This window comes from Crenothrix sp. (assembly GCF_043729335.1).
Classification (GTDB): Bacteria; Pseudomonadota; Gammaproteobacteria; order Methylococcales; family Methylomonadaceae; genus Crenothrix.
Genome location: NZ_JAYTLQ010000042.1, coordinates 74571 through 89757, shown reverse-complemented (window position 1 = coordinate 89757; position 15187 = coordinate 74571). Strand labels below are relative to the sequence as shown.

The following is a 15187-nucleotide window of genomic DNA, read 5'->3' as shown; positions in this document are numbered from 1 at the left end:
CACGAACGGCACACCTTCACCTGTCCCGCCTTAAGTTGGAAGCCGGATTATTTAGCTTTCTCATCCTGAAACTTGCGGTAATTAATCGATATTTTAAGCCCTGCAAACCGTCCCGCCATTCTTACCAGTTCGTGGCTTTTTTTATCGAAGGATAGCTTAACTTCACTTAATGCCCTGTCTTCATAGCCTTTGTCGATATGCGGCGTGTCCAGCAAAAACAGATAGGTATAAATTTCCTGGCCTTTATCCGGTTTAATTTCAAAAGGTTTACCCAATTTTGCGATTATCGTGTCTTTTTTAGGCAAATCGTCGGCAATTTTTTCTACTGCAGCGCTATTGCCCTGTAACTGCATCTCGGCTTTGTTGATTTCTGCACCCCCTAGCGAGCGCAAAGAAGCTTCCAGAAATTTCGGCGGTGCTATCTGTAAAAACAACGACGAAAATGTCCATGCAGTGAGTTGGTTTTGTTTGTTGAAGGTTAAGTCTGAATAAAATTTCACTTCGGGCGTAACGGGTTTTTTATAGCCGTTAACTTTACGAAACCAGTAACGCCATTTTTTGCCATCGGCTAAAGCGGTTTCTTCGCTGGCATGAAGTTTGGACAACGATACAAAATCTTCACTGAGCATAATTGGCTTTTTGAAGTGCAAACTGAAATCGTCGCTAACCACGACATCAAAATAACGGTCAAACTCGCTCATCTGCAAATAAACTTGATAGGCGCGCATCCAGTAAACACACGCCGACAAAGAACAGGCTATTAATATCAGGCAGATAAAACGCAGACTACGATGGGTAAGCGATGTCATGGTCATAATACCTCAGTGCCGTGTGGTAGAGGACTGTGCAAAGTCCTGCGAAGAAAAAAGCTTGGTAATATCTATGGCGTCAAAATGATAATTGGTGTTGCAGAATTCACAGCCAACTTCAACATTACCGCGCTCACGCAAAATACTATCCAGCTCTTCTTGTCCCAGATTTTTTAGTATGGTTTCGATTCTGGCCTTCGAACAAATACATTGAAAACTGACGGGCTCTGCCTCAAACAAGCGTATATTTTCTTCATGAAACAAACGATATAATATTTGCTGGCAATTTAGCGTCATTAATTCGTGTTCTTTAAGGGTGTTCGCCAGTATTTCGATATGTTCCCAATGGCTAGAATCGGTGTTGCCGGGCAATTGCTGTAATAAGAAACCTACGGCCTGAGTGTCATTGGCAAATAACCACAGACGGGTTTTAAGTTGCTCGGATTGGCTAAAATAACCTTCAAATGCCATTGCCAAATTTTGCCCCTGAAGCGCAATAATGCCTTGATAAGGATCGGCATGATCAGGCTTTATGGTCAAGACGAGATTACCTGATCCAAACATATCCTCCAGCGAGCCGGTGGGCACAAAAGCGTCGCTTCTTATCAGGCCTCTTATTTTTCGATCATGAGTCGCCTGCGCCACCAATGTTTTAATCGCGCCATCGCCTTGGGCTTGTAAAATTAACGAGCCTTCAAATTTAATGGTTGCCGATAACATGGCCACGGCGGCCAAGGCTTGGCCTAGCAGTTGTTGTGCTGGTTCAGGCCCCTGTTGGTTTTTTTTAATAGCCTGCCAGCTGTCAGTCAGTTGAATCCATTCGCCGCGAATACCCTGTTCTTCAAATAAAAATCGGTGTAAAAAATCTTGGTTGCTCATGCTGCTCCGATGAAAAGTTTCAAGCTTTGATTATGAATAGGAATCATAGTAACCTTTAGCTTAACACAGTGTTAATGGGCTCAAAAATTATGATTTTTTCGACAAAAAAAACCGTCATGCCCTCGCAAGACAGTGCTTTACCTGGGCGAGATGCACCTATGGTCATCACCAACCGGCATTTTGTAAACGGCAATCCGATAGTGCCGCCTTTCCCCGAATCTATCCAACAGGCCGTTTTTGGTTTAGGGTGTTTTTGGGGTGCTGAACGCAAGTTTTGGCAACTTCCCAATGTGTTCAGTACAGCGGTTGGCTATAGCGCCGGTTTTACACCTAACCCCACCTACGATGAGGTTTGTACAGGGCTTACAGGCCATAACGAAGTGGTATTGGTTAATTATGATCCGGCTTTGATTACTTACCAGCAACTATTGATATTATTTTGGCAAGCACACAATCCCACGCAAGGCATGGGGCAGGGCAACGATGTCGGCACACAATACCGATCGGGCATTTATACCTACGGCCAAGAACAATTTGATGAAGCTAATAGCTCAAAAGTACATTATCAGCAGTGCTTAACAGACGCTGGTTTTGGCGAAATTAGCACCGAAATTATGGCTGCCGACCCGTTTTATTATGCTGAAGATTATCATCAGCAATATCTGGCTAAAAATCCACAAGGCTATTGTGGTCTGGGCGGTTTAGGTGTTGGGTTCTGTTAGCAAAAGCTCGTTGTCATCATTGAATTCGGCGTTTTACCTGATTTTTTTCACTGTTGTGTTACTCCTAAATATTTTATGCTTTCACACGTTTCAGACTTATCGGAAGATGTTGTCCGTAAAAATTTAAAATGGCTGTTTATCCTCAGAAACTTGATGATACTCAGCGAAGCTATTTTGATTATTTTGTGCATTTACGGTCTTAATATTCGCATACCTGAACAGCAATTGTGGCTGGTTATGGTATCGATTATTATTGTCAATGTGTATACCTCAATGCGCATACAATCCGAAAAACCGGTGACCGATGTAGAGATTTTTTCGCATATCTCTATTGATGTCTTTGCCATTACCTCTTTGTTATACCTGACCGGCGGCGCATCAAACCCGATTACCTGGGTGTTTTTATTGCCGCTGATTATTACCGCAATCATGTTGCCGCAAGCTTACGCATGGTATATGGTGATTTTGACATCATCCATGTACACCATGCTTATTGCCTTTAATGTGCCGTTGCCCTCAATAGAACCGCACATGATTAATCCTGCCATGCTACATCCCGATATGGAGCATTTTGTAGAGTTGCAAATGACCCACGAAATGCGCGATATGGAATATTTTAATCTGCACATGTTCGGTATGTGGTCGGGTTTTGTGTTTAGTGCGGGTTTAGTTGCATTTTTTGTTGTTGAATTAGCAAGAACGCTAAAAAATCAGGAACGAAGCCTGGCAGAAGCGCGAGAAAATGCCTTAAGAGATGAGAAAATAGTCGCGTTGGGTACGCTGGCAGCCAGTGCGGCGCATGATATGGGCACGCCGTTAGGCACGATAGCCATTGTTGCCCATGAGTTGGAGCAAGATTTTCCGGTTCACCGGTTTCCTGATTTACATGAAAAAATTATTATTGTGCAGCAGCAAATCAGCCGCTGTAAGCAGGCGTTATCGCTAATGTCAGCTTCGGCAGGTGAAATGCGTGCGGAATCTGGGCGAATTATGTCGGTCATTGACTATATCGATGGAGTGCTGGAACAATGGCGCACCCATAAACCCGGTGCAAAACTCTGCCTTTTTATTAGCCCGGATATCGCCAGTGAAGCCAGTATTATTGCCGAAAGAACGCTGACTCATTCCATCATTAACGTGTTAAACAATGCTGCTGAGGCAACAAACCCTGAACAAGGTTTAGAATTTCATGCCGCTTGGGATATGCACTATATTCATCTTAAAATTCGCGATTTTGGTCCAGGGATGCCGCCAGAATTGGTTGAGTTTGCTGGAAAAACGCCTGTTATCAGCCAAAAACGGGGTTTGGGTGTCGGCTTGTTTTTAACTTATTCGACCATTAAGCGTTTAGGGGGGCAAATTAATTTCGGTAACCTGGATTCCGGAGGCGCATGTGTGGAAATAACGCTTCCACTTTTACAGACAGAGGAAAGTGATGATAGAGAATGAATTGGATAAGCCGCGCCTTTTACTGGTGGACGATGACGAAACTTTTTGCAATGTGTTAAAAAGTGCGCTGGAAAAGCGAAATTATGAAGTATTGGTTGCCAATAATGTAAAAAATGGTATTCTTTTGGCCGAACAGAACTTACCAGAATATGCGGTGATTGATTTACGCATTGGTCATGAATCTGGTTTGGAGTTGGTAAAAAAGCTTATTTCGCTGGATGAAAAAACTGTGTGTGTGATGCTGACGGGTTTTGCCAGTATTGCCACAGCGGTTGAAGCCATAAAGCTTGGCGCAACGCATTATTTAACCAAACCAGCAAATACTGAAGAAATTATTAATGCCTTGTATAAAAACGTAGGTGATTCGTCGGTGCTACCCAGGGAACAGCCATTTTCGGTAAAGCGCTTGGAATGGGAGCATTTGCAAAAAGTGCTATTGCAACACGAGGGTAATATAGCCGCGACAGCTAGAGCATTGAATATGCACCGGCGTACTTTGCAGAGAAAACTGGATAAAAGACCGGTAAAAGGATAGGGTGAAATCATCATTTGGGTTTGCGTGAAAGGCATGGCCTAGATAATGGGCGTGTTATAAAGAATGAGGTATGACTGAAATCATGAAAATTTTTCCATTATTTTTCAAGAGCCGAATAATCACTATTTTGCTTGGACTGATTGCTATGGTTAATCTGCCGGTTTTTGCTGATGAAAATTATGTGGGTATGGTGAAAACTTATCAGCCACCTGCGGCTGTCATCCATAACAGTGTTGAAGCCGCCATTAATATTGGCACTAAATTATATCTGGGTGATATCGTCGTGACTAAAGCGGATGCAGCGGTTGGCATTATTTTTATGGATGGCTCGGTTTTGTCGTTGGGGCCTGAAACCCACTTTGAGATTGTCGATTTTCTGTTTAAACCGGCTGAGCGTAATGTGTCATTTATCTCAAAAGTATCTCAAGGCACGGTTGCTTTTACCTCAGGCGCAATCGGCAGGATTTCTCCAGAATCAGTTAAGTTTATAACGCCGACATCAACGTTGGGTCTACACGGTACCAAGGTGTTGATCGAAGTAAAATAAGGCTCGCTCACTTTTGGGCATTCGGTAAGGATGTCGGGGGATGGAATGAAACGCAGCACAGTATTTTTTGCAATGTTTGGCTTTATGCTGGCAGGGTGTTCCGGCACAACCGTCGTTTTGGTTCCCGATGCCAGCGGTAAAGTGGGCAAGGTATCGGTAAAGACCAAAGCCGGAGAGCAACTGCTCAGTCAGGCGGGTGCAAGCACTTTTGCTGGGAAAGCCGATAAACTGCCAACCCAGGTAGAAGTTTTCGATAACACTAAAATTCAGGACATGTTTGGCACGGCGCTGGCGAATGAGCCAGCACCGCCCTTGCATTACACGCTTTTATTTCCTTCAGGTTCCGCCGAGTTACCGTCTGATGCCACAGCGCAATTAAAGACGGTCTACCAGTCAATACAGACCCGTAATTCCTGTGATACCAGCGTTATTGGCCACAGTGATCGCACCGGTGATAATAATACCAACAAGGGGATTTCTCTACAGCGTGCTGAATCTGTGGCCAACGTGCTGAAAATGGCGGGGCTTAAAGGTGATTGTTTAGATGTACGTTATTATGGCGAAAATGATCCTGCTGTACCCACTGCCGATGAGGTTGCCGAGCCGCGTAATCGACGTGTAGAAATAGAAGTGCGTTAACTAAGAATGCTGTATAAAACAAGTTGAACAACTGTAGCTGCTGAACAATTATTTCGGAGTAAACTTTGTACATTGTTTAACTTGATCCATTCATTTATGACCGATTTGCCCTTTAAGTCGCCGACGCGATTTGTCATTCCAGGACTTTTTTTAACAGGTTCTTTTATTACTGAGCTTTTTGGTATTGCGTTTATTATTGCCTCGTCATGTGGCCGCTTTACCGAAAACTTAGGCATCTGCTAAACAACAAAACTACTTTTAGTGCAGCCGCTGACTGCAATTATTGAAGCCGTCACCCGCTTTATTGATAGTGTGGGTGCTGATATTAATGTGCTGCAAAAAGAAGAGTTTGAAAAGCTTACCTTGAGCTACGAATGAAACCAGACATCATGAAAAAAAATCCCCGACTGATCAATATCTCTGGTATACGCTGACACAAGATGAAACTTGTTCGGCTTTAAATTGCACAGAACACGGCTTAAGCGCAAAAGAAGCCCAGCAGCGCTCAACGCAATACGGGCTTAATAAGCTAACATCGGTGGATAATCAAGGTGTTTCTGTCAATAGACTTTAGATCCTACAAGATGATGCTTATGACTGTAAGCCTTGATTTAGCAGAACTCTCTAAAGTCAAGAATTAAAAACTTGAACATCAAGTATATACTGTGTAATTAATCGAACTTACCTAGTTTTACACCAATATAAAAATGATATTCACATTTATCATCAATAGCATTATTGTCGGCATTGCCGTTTTGATTCATTTTGAGGCACTGAATGGTTTATCCATTTTGCTGCCTTGGCTTAACATAAAGCCTCGTTTGCGGGTCTTGGTCGGCGTTTTTGGCGCGTTATTTGCCCATGTTATCGAAATCTGGCTGTTTGCTTTTGCGTATTATTTTAAAATACGCTCAACTTACTTTGGCACATTAGAGGGACACTTTAATAATAGCTTGATGGATTGCAGTTATTTTTCCTTTACCACCTACACCTCGTTGGGCATAGGTGATATTAAACCAACCGGTGACCTTCGCTTTCTGGCAGGGCTGGAAGCATTAACCGGCTTGGTATTAATAAGCTGGACAGCTTCTTTTATGTTTTTGGAAATGCAAAAACAGTGGAAAGCCATGTAACCTTAGACTAACGCATTGACTTAAAAATTCTCAATAATGATCACGTTTTTATACACTGAATCAGGAGTTAAACATGCTTAGCTTTATGAAATCCAGCTTGAAATATTTTATCGTCGGTATTTTGGCGGTCATTCCGATTGTGATCGTCCTGCAAGTGCTGGCGTTTTTGGAAACCATCCTCAGGAACTTGTTTATTTACGTTTACGGCTACTCCAACAATATCTTTGTGACAGTTTTAGCCTTTACGCTGTCTTTTAGTGCCATCGCCTATATCGGCTATCGGGTCAGCAAATCTGAAAAACTCTGGTTATTGTCACAGATGGAAGTGTTCATTAACCGCATCCCCATGATTAAAACCATTTACCGCGTTAGCCAAAAGCTGGTCAATCTGCTCGGTAATCAGGAAAAAAGTCTCGCTAAAGAAATTGTGTTTCTTGAATACCCCAAGGATGGTTTATGGGTACCAGGTTATGTCACCAACAAAGCCGGTGAAATGCTGGTAGTTTACGTGCCCACTTCACCCAATCCGACATCCGGCTTCACCTTGGTTGTCCACCGCTCAAAAGTCGTTAAATCGAGCATGGATATTGAAGCCGTCACTAGCTTTATTGTCAGTGTCGGGGTGGATTTGCTGCAAAAAGAAGAGCTTGAAAAATTGGCTGACCTAAACCACGCAGGGGCATCGTCATGAAAAAAACCACCTCAACAGAGCGTAATCTGTGGCATACGCTGACACAAGATGAAACCTGTGCCGCTTTAAACTGCAATGAACAAGGCTTAAGCAGCCAAGAAGCCCAGCAGCGGTTAGCAAAATACGGCTTCAATAAACTGACTTCCGTTGGCAAACGGGGTGTTTTTAAACGCTTTATAAGCCAGTTCCATAATGTTTTGGTGTATGTATTGCTGGCGGCGGCTGGCGTAACGGCGGCCATTGGCCATTGGACGGACAGCGGCGTGATTATCTGCGTGGTGGTCATTAATGCGCTGATTGGTTTTATTCAGGAAGGCAAGGCAGAAAAAGCGCTGGATGCCATACGCAATATGCTCACCCCAACGGCCACCGTGTACCGTGACGGCCACTATTTTACCGTACCCGCCGAACAACTGGTGCCAGGCGATGTAGTCAGTCTGGAAAGTGGCGACAAAGTACCGGCCGATTTACGGTTGTTGCAGGTTAAAAATCTGCGCGTTGATGAATCCATGCTCACCGGCGAATCTTTACCGGTTGAAAAAAACATCGCCACTACCGACAGTGCAGCCCCCTTGGGTGACCGATTTTGTCTGGCTTACGCAGGCACTTTAATTACTTACGGCACGGCGGGTGGGCTGGTTATCAATACCGGCGACAACACCGAAATTGGCCGCATCAGCACTCTGTTACGTACCGTGTCAAACTTGACCACGCCGTTACTGCGGCAGATTGCCGGTTTTAGCACTTGGCTAACGGTGGCCATTTTGGTGGTGGCCTCGGCTACGTTCGCTTATGGCTGGTATTTTCAGCATTCGTCAGTCACAGACTTGTTTATGTCCGTGGTAGGTCTGGCCGTGGCTGCCATCCCAGAAGGCTTGCCTGCTGTGATGACCATTACCCTGGCGATGGGTGTACAGCGCATGGCCAAGCGTAAAGCCATTGTGAGACGTTTGCCCGCCGTAGAAGCATTAGGCTCAGTCACAGTGATCTGCTCGGATAAAACCGGTACACTCACCTGTAACGAAATGACGGCCAAATCGGTATTTGTCAACAATACGCTGTTTACCGTGTCCGGCGTGGGTTATGAACCCATCGGGGACTTTAAAATAGAGGAAAAAAGCACTGATGTCAGCACACAGCCCGCTTTACATGAGCTGCTGCGTGCCGCCGCCTTATGCAATAACGCACGCCTGGAGCAGCAAGCGGGCAATTGGCTGGTACACGGCGACCCTACCGAAGCGGCGTTAATCACCTTGGCGCACAAAGCCAGTATCAACACCGATTTGCTAAATCACGCCCTACCGCGTACCGACACATTGCCGTTCGAGTCCGAGCATCGCTACATGGCAACTTTACACCATGACCACAGCGGCGAAGCGTTTATGTTTGTAAAAGGGGCACCAGAACGGGTGCTGGCGATGTGTGCCTGGCAACGCTTAGCGGGCAAAGACCAGCCACTGGATAATGGTCATTGGCAGCAGATCATGATGCAAATGGCCAGTAACGGCCAACGCTTACTGGCCATTGCCGTTAAAACCCTACCCGCCACACAAAAGCACCTTACGTTTGGCGATGCTGACAACGGGCTGACCTTGCTGGGTATTATTGGCATGATTGATCCGCCGCGTGCTGAAGCGGTTAATGCGGTACGTAAGTGTCAAAACGCCGGTATCCGCGTCAAGATGATTACCGGCGACCATACCGTCACCGCCTCAGCCATTGCCACGCAGATCAATATTGGCGATGGCTCGGTACTGAGCGGCGAGCGGGTAGATCGCATGACTGACAGCGAACTTACAATCGCGCTTCGTACAGTGGATGTGTTTGCACGCACCAGCCCAGAAAACAAGTTGCGCTTAGTCTCCGCCCTGCAAGCCGATGGCCATACCGTCGCCATGACCGGTGATGGCGTTAATGATGCCCCTGCCTTAAAACGTGCCGATGTCGGCATATCGATGGGAAAAAAAGGCACGGAAGTGGCTAAAGAAAGCAGTGAAATCGTCTTGGCCGATGACAATTTTGCCTCCATCGCCGCTGCCGTTGAAGAAGGCCGTGGTATTTACGACAATTTGAAAAAGTCGATTATTTTTATCTTGCCGACCGGTGCGGGTGAAGCCTTTATTATCATTGCGGCGATTATTATGGGTGAAATATTGCCTATCACTGCCGTGCAAATACTGTGGGTGAACATGATTACCGCAGTGACGCTATCGCTCACCCTGGCGTTTGAACCGCCTGAGCGCAACATTATGAGCCGACCGCCCAGAAAACCGAATGAGCCATTGCTGTCCAAGTTTTTAGTATGGCGCATCGTGTTTGTCGCCTTCATTATGCTGATGGGTACTTTCGGGCTATTTCTCTGGGAACAATCACGCGGCGCGTCAATTGAGCAAGCACGGACAGTAACAGTGAATACACTGGTGCTGTTTGAAATATTTTATGTCTTCAACAGCCGCTATCTGCATCACTCTGTACTTAATATACAGGGCTTGTTTGGCAATCAGCTGATATGGCTGGCTGTTTTTGTGTTGCTGGACTTGCAAATGGCCTTTACTTATTGGCCGCCCATGCAGGTGTTATTCGGCACGGCGGCTATCGACGGTCTTGCGTGGCAAATGATTATCGCCGTGGCATCAAGCGTGTTTATACTGGTTGAAATTGAAAAATTTTTCATGCGTTTGTTTACACCTAGAGCATCTACCGAAAATAGCAAAAAATAAATCAGGGAATCGTATTTTCTTAATAGGGTTGCTGTAATTTAAAGGACTCTTTATACATAAATATTTGCAAAAAGGTGACGTTATGATAAATGCTAGTTTTGTCTTTAAATGAATAACTTTTCCGTTAAACCACCCATACGCTTGCTTATCCCTCTCATTTTATTAGCGGGTCTGTTACTGCTCAGTTTTATGGTTTTACGTGGGTTTTTAGTCTCCTTGATTTGGGCATTTATTATTAGTTATGTGGCCTGGCCGCTGTATATAAGGCTGAGACATTGGCTTAACGACAAGCCCACGCTCAGTGCAGCGCTGATGACGGCCATCATCGCGGCAGTAGTCATTTTAACGGTATATTGGCTGGCGGCCATGTTGCAAGCTGAAATCGTTATTGCCTATCAAACCTTGGTCGATAATGCAGCTGACGGGCCTTTTCGGCTACCCGAATTTCTCAGCCGTATCCCTTGGCTAGGCAACTATTTACAGCAGGGGCTAGATCGGCTGAACAGCGACCAGGCCGGGGTAAGCACGCAATTTGCCAATTGGGCAAAACAGTGGTTGGGGCAGTTCGCGCAATTTCTTGGCGGCATAGGCCGTTATGTGATGAACCTAGGCGTAATTTTAGTCACCGTGTTCTTTTGCTTTCGGGATGGCGACGAAGCCATCAAGCAATTGCGCTTAGGCCTCATTCATTTTCTTGGCAAGTACCAGGAGGTTTATCTGCAAGCGGCGGGAGACACCACCCGCGCCGTCGTCTACGGTTTGGTGCTAGCAGCATTGAGCCAGGGCATGTTAGCTGGCGTTGGCTATGCCGTAGCAGGGGTCAAAGCGCCAGTGCTGTTTGGGGCAATCACCGCGTTATTGGCATTGGTTCCTATGGGCGCGACGCTGGTGTGGTTGCCATTGGCTACCATGCTATTGCTTAATGGCCAGACTTGGCCTGGCGTAGGTTTATTGCTGTGGGGGTTTCTGGCGGTCAGCACTGTGGATAACGTGATCCGGCCTATCATCATCAGTGGTGCCAGTCGTGTGCCATTTTTAGTCGTGTTGTTTGGCGTACTGGGCGGACTTACTACATTTGGGGCAGTGGGTCTGTTTTTAGGACCAGTGATCCTGTCAGTATTACTATCGGTATGGCAGGCATGGATTAAGCAGCAGCAAGTTTAGGACAGTAGCCTTAGCAGCAGGCTCCGCAACCCAAATGGACTGGCTACGCTGCCCGCAGAACAAGCCCTGAAAAACCAGGCTTCTGAAATTGCCTTGGGTTTAAGCCAAACAAACGGAGGCCACACAGCATTTAAAACGCTACGGGCACATCAACTTGCCGAGAAACCGCCGCCTCCATCAACACAAGCCTTGTTTCATACCACAGCATTAACACAAACGGATGGGCTAATGACGACCGGTGTTACTGTGTCGATCATTATTTTTGAAGAGCTGCGCAAGTTGTTATTCAGGTAGTAAAATAAACGCCTTAAAAATTAACGTTTCCAGCCCATTCATTAGCTCAACACTAGGAACTTCGCCCATGGCTTCATTAGCAGCGTTGCTAGCTGAAATTCGCGGTTGCACCCTATGTGCGGCGCATTTGCCACACGGTGTTCGGCCGGTATTACAGATCCATTCAAAAGCGCGTGTGTTGGTGGTAGGCCAAGCACCGGGCAGAAAAGTCCACGAAACCGGCATACCTTTCAACGATGCCAGCGGTGATCGTCTGCGTGATTGGATGGGCGTAACACGCGAGGTTTTTTACGATCCGCAGCAGATCGCCCTGCTACCCATGGGGTTTTGTTATCCTGGTACGGGCAAATCTGGTGATCTTCCTCCACGGCCTGAATGTGCAAAGGCGTGGCGTCATCAGTTGTTGCCCCACTTGCAGCATCTTGAGTTGACCTTGCTTGTAGGGCAGTATGCGATTGGCTATCACTTGGACGATAAAAAACCTTCACTGACAGAAACGGTGCGAGCTTGGCAATCCTATTGGCCAGCCATTATTCCGTTACCGCATCCAAGTCCCCGCAATAATATTTGGCTGAGCCGAAACCCGTGGTTTGAGCAAGAGCTAGTCCCGATGCTTCGGCAGCGCGTGGCGCAAGCACTTACAGTTGAAAGCCATTATTTTTAGACAAGCTATGTCATTATTTTACAAATAAAAACAAGACACAGCTTTTAAATTCATAGTTTTGATGCACTAGGTATTTATACAGATTGCACTCTAAACGGTTTTATTTGATGATGCGTGTTATTAACGATAACCGTAACCGGTTCAGTCCCCCTCTTTGAAAAAGAGGGGTTAGGGGAGATTTTTTAAATAAATCCCCCTCCACCCCTCGTAAACTCTCCCCTTTTTAAAGGGGGAGGTGAACACATACCGATGACTTGACTGTCACGAATCTATAGCTGATAAACCGATCATAGTTCGACAGGCTCACTACGAACGGTCTAACCTGAAACTGTTCCGCTTAAAGTAGATAACCAAAAAATGAGCTCAATTGGATCAGGAAATTAATGTTTGTTTTTTTACGTAAACATATTGAACTTGAAAAACCTTTTGGCTTACTAACCACCAACACACGACAAGGAAATCGACTCATGAACCGCTTTAAAGTCACAAATAACCAGGCTTTTGAAATTATTCCATCCCCATTTTTGGCGATGAGATCAGATAAAGTAATAGATGGCCAAACGCAAAAAATAAAACACATCGGGCAAGCCGCCGGTTTAGTATTTTGTGTATTTTTGTCCGGTTGCGCCACCACTTCTCATCATTCCAATGATCCTCTGGAAGGCTGGAATAGGGGGGTGCAATCGTTTAATGATGAGTTTGATGATTATGTCATGAAGCCAGTCGCCAAAGGCTACAACTGGGTAATGCCCGAGTTTGCAAATCAAGGGGTATCCAATTTTTTCAGTAATCTTAACGATATTGGTGTCACTATCAATGATCTATTACAGTTTAAGCTAGCGCAAACCGGGCAAGATGGGTCGCGTTTTTTGCTTAACACCACAGCAGGATTAGGCGGCTTGTTTGATGTCGCCTCAATGGTCGATCTCCCCAAACATCAAGAAGATTTTGATCAAACACTGGGAGTTTGGGGTCTTCCAGCCAGCCCTTATATTGTGTTGCCTTTACTGGGGCCAAGTTCACCTAGAGGTATTACCGGTTTGATTGGCGATGCGGCATTAAACCCAGTAACCTACGTTGGCTTTGGCGCTTTTCCAGGGCTTGATAGCGCCGCTGAAACCGGCATTAGCCTGGGTTTATATGGGTTAAATGCTGTTGATAAACGTGCGGATAATATCGGGGCAGAAAAGGCGTTATCAGAAGCGGCATCAATAGATCGATATGAATTTATAAAAAATGCATATTTTCAAAGACGTAAATATCTGGTCAATGACGGCAATCTACCTGAAGGGGAAGATGATCCGCTTGGGAACCCTAAGGATGGAAAGTTAGCGCCTCTTGATCCGTATTAAGAATTTTGCCTATTGCACAATCGCATCTTGAAGTTAAGGGTATTGAGAGGAAAATAACATGAAAACCAGTCTATTTTTATTAATGGTGGGTATTGTTGCTACCTTTGCTGTAAACAGCTATGCAGCGGCAACCAGCCAACAAAGTACGGTGACATCAGCCGCTGAAAAGCTTTCTGTTGCCACTTTTGCAGGGGGCTGCTTTTGGTGCACCGAATCTGATTTTGAAAAACTGCCCGGCGTAGAAAAGGTTATTTCCGGCTATAGTGGTGGCCACGTCGTTAACCCCAGTTACGAGGATGTTTCTAATGGGGGCACGGGACATGTGGAAGCTGTGCAAGTGTATTATGATCCCAATAAAATCAGCTACGACAACTTGTTAAATGCTTTCTGGCGCATGATTAATCCTACTGATAATGGCGGCCAATTTGTTGACAGGGGGGAGCAATATCGTTCGCTGATTTTTTACCAAACTGAAGAAGAGAAAGCCAAAGCCGAGCATTCGCGCCAGTTACTGAATGAATCAAAACGTTATAAAGAGCCGGTTATTACCGAAATCAAAAAGTTTGAGGCTTTTTATCCCGCTGAAGACTATCATCAAGATTATTACAAAAACAATCCTGTGCGTTATAACTATTATCGCTACAGATCAGGCCGCGATCAATATCTGGAAAAAACCTGGGGCAAAGATTTGCATTTAAATCTAAACCAAGATCAAGGAAAAGCTGACGTTCAATACAGCAAACCCGCCGATGACGTGTTGCGCAAAACTTTAACGCCATTGCAATATCAGGTAACGCAAGAAGAAGCCACCGAGCCGCCCTTTAAAAATACTTATTGGGATGAAAAACACGATGGCATTTATGTGGATGTGGTTACCGGAGAGCCGCTGTTTTCATCTAAGGATAAGTATGATTCTGGTACGGGTTGGCCCAGTTTTTCGCGTCCTTTAGTGCCTGAAAACGTTACTGAGAAAAAGGATTTTCTTCATATTTTTCCGCGCACGGAAGTGCGTAGCCGTTATGGTGATTCGCATTTGGGACATGTTTTTACTGATGGCCCCAAACCAACGGGGCTGAGATATTGTATGAACTCTGCGGCGTTACGGTTTATTCCGGTGGAAGAAATGCAGGCGGCGGGCTATGGGGCGTTTTTGGCGGGGTTTAAAGCTGAAATTCACAAATAAAGCTTAGAAGGAGTCTGCTTTTAAATTTCGTTTGGCTCAAACCAAACCATTTACGAACCCAACGTGCAAATTGAGCCGCATCTAATAAAGCCACAGTTTGTTGGCCGTGTGTTGGGGATAAATGCGGTCATTGGTTTTCATGGCGAAACAGTCGTTGACTTGCGTTCTGATTTTGAGGCAGCCATTGATTTTATGTTGAATGATTGCAAAGTGCAGGGCGAAACTCCCGAAATACCGGCCAGCGGAAAATTGATGTTGCGCGTACCGCCGGAAATCCATTCTGCGGCATTGGTCGCGGCAAAAGTCGAGGGCAAAAGCCTCAACAAAATGGGCAGTAGATATCTTGGCTAAGGCGGTGCATAGCTGACTATGCCATAATAAGCGCATTTTTTATTGCCAATAAAGC

Annotated in this window: 17 protein-coding genes; 15 read left to right on the top strand and 2 right to left on the bottom strand. The window is 45.4% G+C overall.

Translation table 11 applies throughout. The annotated features are described in order from the left end of the window. Positions 1 to 47: 47 nt before the first annotated feature. On the bottom strand, positions 48 to 809 hold the full coding sequence (locus tag ACHZC4_RS09555; protein WP_394753613.1) for a hypothetical protein: 762 nt from the start codon (positions 807 to 809) through the stop codon (positions 48 to 50). Between the two features lie 12 nt (positions 810 to 821). After that, positions 822 to 1688: an Hsp33 family molecular chaperone HslO gene (hslO, locus tag ACHZC4_RS09550; RefSeq protein ID WP_394753612.1), complete on the bottom strand. Its 867-nt coding sequence runs from the start codon at positions 1686 to 1688 to the stop codon at positions 822 to 824. 89 nt (positions 1689 to 1777) lie between these two features. Here hslO and msrA point away from each other — a divergent pair, with 89 nt between their 5' ends. From msrA to ACHZC4_RS09475, 15 genes are all read left to right on the top strand, one after another. Next, positions 1778 to 2410, top strand: coding sequence for a peptide-methionine (S)-S-oxide reductase MsrA (msrA, locus tag ACHZC4_RS09545; protein ID WP_394753688.1), 633 nt, complete (start codon positions 1778 to 1780; stop codon positions 2408 to 2410). Positions 2411 to 2485: 75 nt separating this feature from the next. Continuing rightward, positions 2486 to 3859 (top strand): ATP-binding protein, encoded by a 1374-nt coding sequence (locus ACHZC4_RS09540; RefSeq protein WP_394753611.1) that lies wholly within the window; start codon positions 2486 to 2488, stop codon positions 3857 to 3859. Next, positions 3846 to 4394, top strand: a complete 549-nt coding sequence (locus ACHZC4_RS09535) for a response regulator transcription factor (RefSeq protein WP_394753610.1) — start codon at positions 3846 to 3848, stop codon at positions 4392 to 4394. Before ACHZC4_RS09540 ends, ACHZC4_RS09535 begins: the two co-directional genes overlap by 14 nt. 70 nt (positions 4395 to 4464) lie before the next feature. Beyond that, a complete protein-coding gene (locus ACHZC4_RS09530) occupies positions 4465 to 4941 on the top strand; it encodes a hypothetical protein (RefSeq protein WP_394753609.1) in 477 nt (158 codons plus the stop codon). 45 nt (positions 4942 to 4986) lie between these two features. Continuing rightward, positions 4987 to 5580 carry an OmpA family protein gene (locus ACHZC4_RS09525; RefSeq protein WP_394753608.1) on the top strand — a complete coding sequence of 198 codons (594 nt, stop codon included), beginning with the start codon at positions 4987 to 4989 and terminating at the stop codon, positions 5578 to 5580. A 96-nt stretch (positions 5581 to 5676) separates the two neighbouring features. Then, positions 5677 to 5823 (top strand): hypothetical protein, encoded by a 147-nt coding sequence (locus tag ACHZC4_RS09520; RefSeq protein ID WP_394753607.1) that lies wholly within the window; start codon positions 5677 to 5679, stop codon positions 5821 to 5823. Between the two features lie 187 nt (positions 5824 to 6010). Next, on the top strand, positions 6011 to 6154 hold the full coding sequence (locus ACHZC4_RS09515) for a cation-transporting P-type ATPase (RefSeq protein ID WP_394753687.1): 144 nt from the start codon (positions 6011 to 6013) through the stop codon (positions 6152 to 6154). 133 nt (positions 6155 to 6287) lie between these two features. Further along, entirely contained in the window at positions 6288 to 6713 is a 426-nt protein-coding gene (locus tag ACHZC4_RS09510) for an ion channel (protein ID WP_394753606.1), read from the top strand. A 73-nt stretch (positions 6714 to 6786) separates the two neighbouring features. Then, on the top strand, positions 6787 to 7404 hold the full coding sequence (locus tag ACHZC4_RS09505) for a DUF502 domain-containing protein (RefSeq protein WP_394753605.1): 618 nt from the start codon (positions 6787 to 6789) through the stop codon (positions 7402 to 7404). Further along, complete coding sequence (locus tag ACHZC4_RS09500) at positions 7401 to 10124, top strand: cation-transporting P-type ATPase (protein WP_394753604.1); 2724 nt, start codon at positions 7401 to 7403, stop codon at positions 10122 to 10124. Before ACHZC4_RS09505 ends, ACHZC4_RS09500 begins: the two co-directional genes overlap by 4 nt. A 108-nt stretch (positions 10125 to 10232) precedes the next feature. Further along, positions 10233 to 11288, top strand: coding sequence for an AI-2E family transporter (locus ACHZC4_RS09495; RefSeq protein WP_394753603.1), 1056 nt, complete (start codon positions 10233 to 10235; stop codon positions 11286 to 11288). 361 nt (positions 11289 to 11649) lie between these two features. Beyond that, on the top strand, positions 11650 to 12246 hold the full coding sequence (locus ACHZC4_RS09490) for a uracil-DNA glycosylase family protein (protein WP_394753602.1): 597 nt from the start codon (positions 11650 to 11652) through the stop codon (positions 12244 to 12246). A 383-nt stretch (positions 12247 to 12629) separates the two neighbouring features. Next, positions 12630 to 13598, top strand: a complete 969-nt coding sequence (locus ACHZC4_RS09485; RefSeq protein WP_394753601.1) for a VacJ family lipoprotein — start codon at positions 12630 to 12632, stop codon at positions 13596 to 13598. A gap of 58 nt (positions 13599 to 13656) precedes the next feature. Then, entirely contained in the window at positions 13657 to 14781 is a 1125-nt protein-coding gene (msrB, locus tag ACHZC4_RS09480; protein ID WP_394753600.1) for a peptide-methionine (R)-S-oxide reductase MsrB, read from the top strand. A 63-nt stretch (positions 14782 to 14844) separates the two neighbouring features. Next, a complete protein-coding gene (locus ACHZC4_RS09475; RefSeq protein ID WP_394753599.1) occupies positions 14845 to 15132 on the top strand; it encodes a type II toxin-antitoxin system HicB family antitoxin in 288 nt (95 codons plus the stop codon). Positions 15133 to 15187 lie beyond the last annotated feature (55 nt).

Excerpts from the sequence above, each read along its gene's own strand:
- ACHZC4_RS09500 (WP_394753604.1), top strand. The coding sequence starts at position 7,401 with ATGAAAAAAACCACCTCAACAGAGCGTAATCTGTGGCATACGCTGACA.
- ACHZC4_RS09505 (WP_394753605.1), top strand. The coding sequence starts at position 6,787 with ATGCTTAGCTTTATGAAATCCAGCTTGAAATATTTTATCGTCGGTATT.
- msrB (WP_394753600.1), top strand. The coding sequence starts at position 13,657 with ATGAAAACCAGTCTATTTTTATTAATGGTGGGTATTGTTGCTACCTTT.
- ACHZC4_RS09485 (WP_394753601.1), top strand. The coding sequence starts at position 12,630 with ATGTTTGTTTTTTTACGTAAACATATTGAACTTGAAAAACCTTTTGGC.
- hslO (WP_394753612.1), bottom strand. The coding sequence starts at position 1,688 with ATGAGCAACCAAGATTTTTTACACCGATTTTTATTTGAAGAACAGGGT.
- ACHZC4_RS09495 (WP_394753603.1), top strand. The coding sequence starts at position 10,233 with ATGAATAACTTTTCCGTTAAACCACCCATACGCTTGCTTATCCCTCTC.
- ACHZC4_RS09520 (WP_394753607.1), top strand. The coding sequence starts at position 5,677 with ATGACCGATTTGCCCTTTAAGTCGCCGACGCGATTTGTCATTCCAGGA.
- ACHZC4_RS09510 (WP_394753606.1), top strand. The coding sequence starts at position 6,288 with ATGATATTCACATTTATCATCAATAGCATTATTGTCGGCATTGCCGTT.
- ACHZC4_RS09490 (WP_394753602.1), top strand. The coding sequence starts at position 11,650 with ATGGCTTCATTAGCAGCGTTGCTAGCTGAAATTCGCGGTTGCACCCTA.
- ACHZC4_RS09525 (WP_394753608.1), top strand. The coding sequence starts at position 4,987 with ATGAAACGCAGCACAGTATTTTTTGCAATGTTTGGCTTTATGCTGGCA.
- ACHZC4_RS09555 (WP_394753613.1), bottom strand. The coding sequence starts at position 809 with ATGACATCGCTTACCCATCGTAGTCTGCGTTTTATCTGCCTGATATTA.
- ACHZC4_RS09540 (WP_394753611.1), top strand. The coding sequence starts at position 2,486 with ATGCTTTCACACGTTTCAGACTTATCGGAAGATGTTGTCCGTAAAAAT.
- ACHZC4_RS09535 (WP_394753610.1), top strand. The coding sequence starts at position 3,846 with ATGATAGAGAATGAATTGGATAAGCCGCGCCTTTTACTGGTGGACGAT.
- ACHZC4_RS09530 (WP_394753609.1), top strand. The coding sequence starts at position 4,465 with ATGACTGAAATCATGAAAATTTTTCCATTATTTTTCAAGAGCCGAATA.
- msrA (WP_394753688.1), top strand. The coding sequence starts at position 1,778 with ATGATTTTTTCGACAAAAAAAACCGTCATGCCCTCGCAAGACAGTGCT.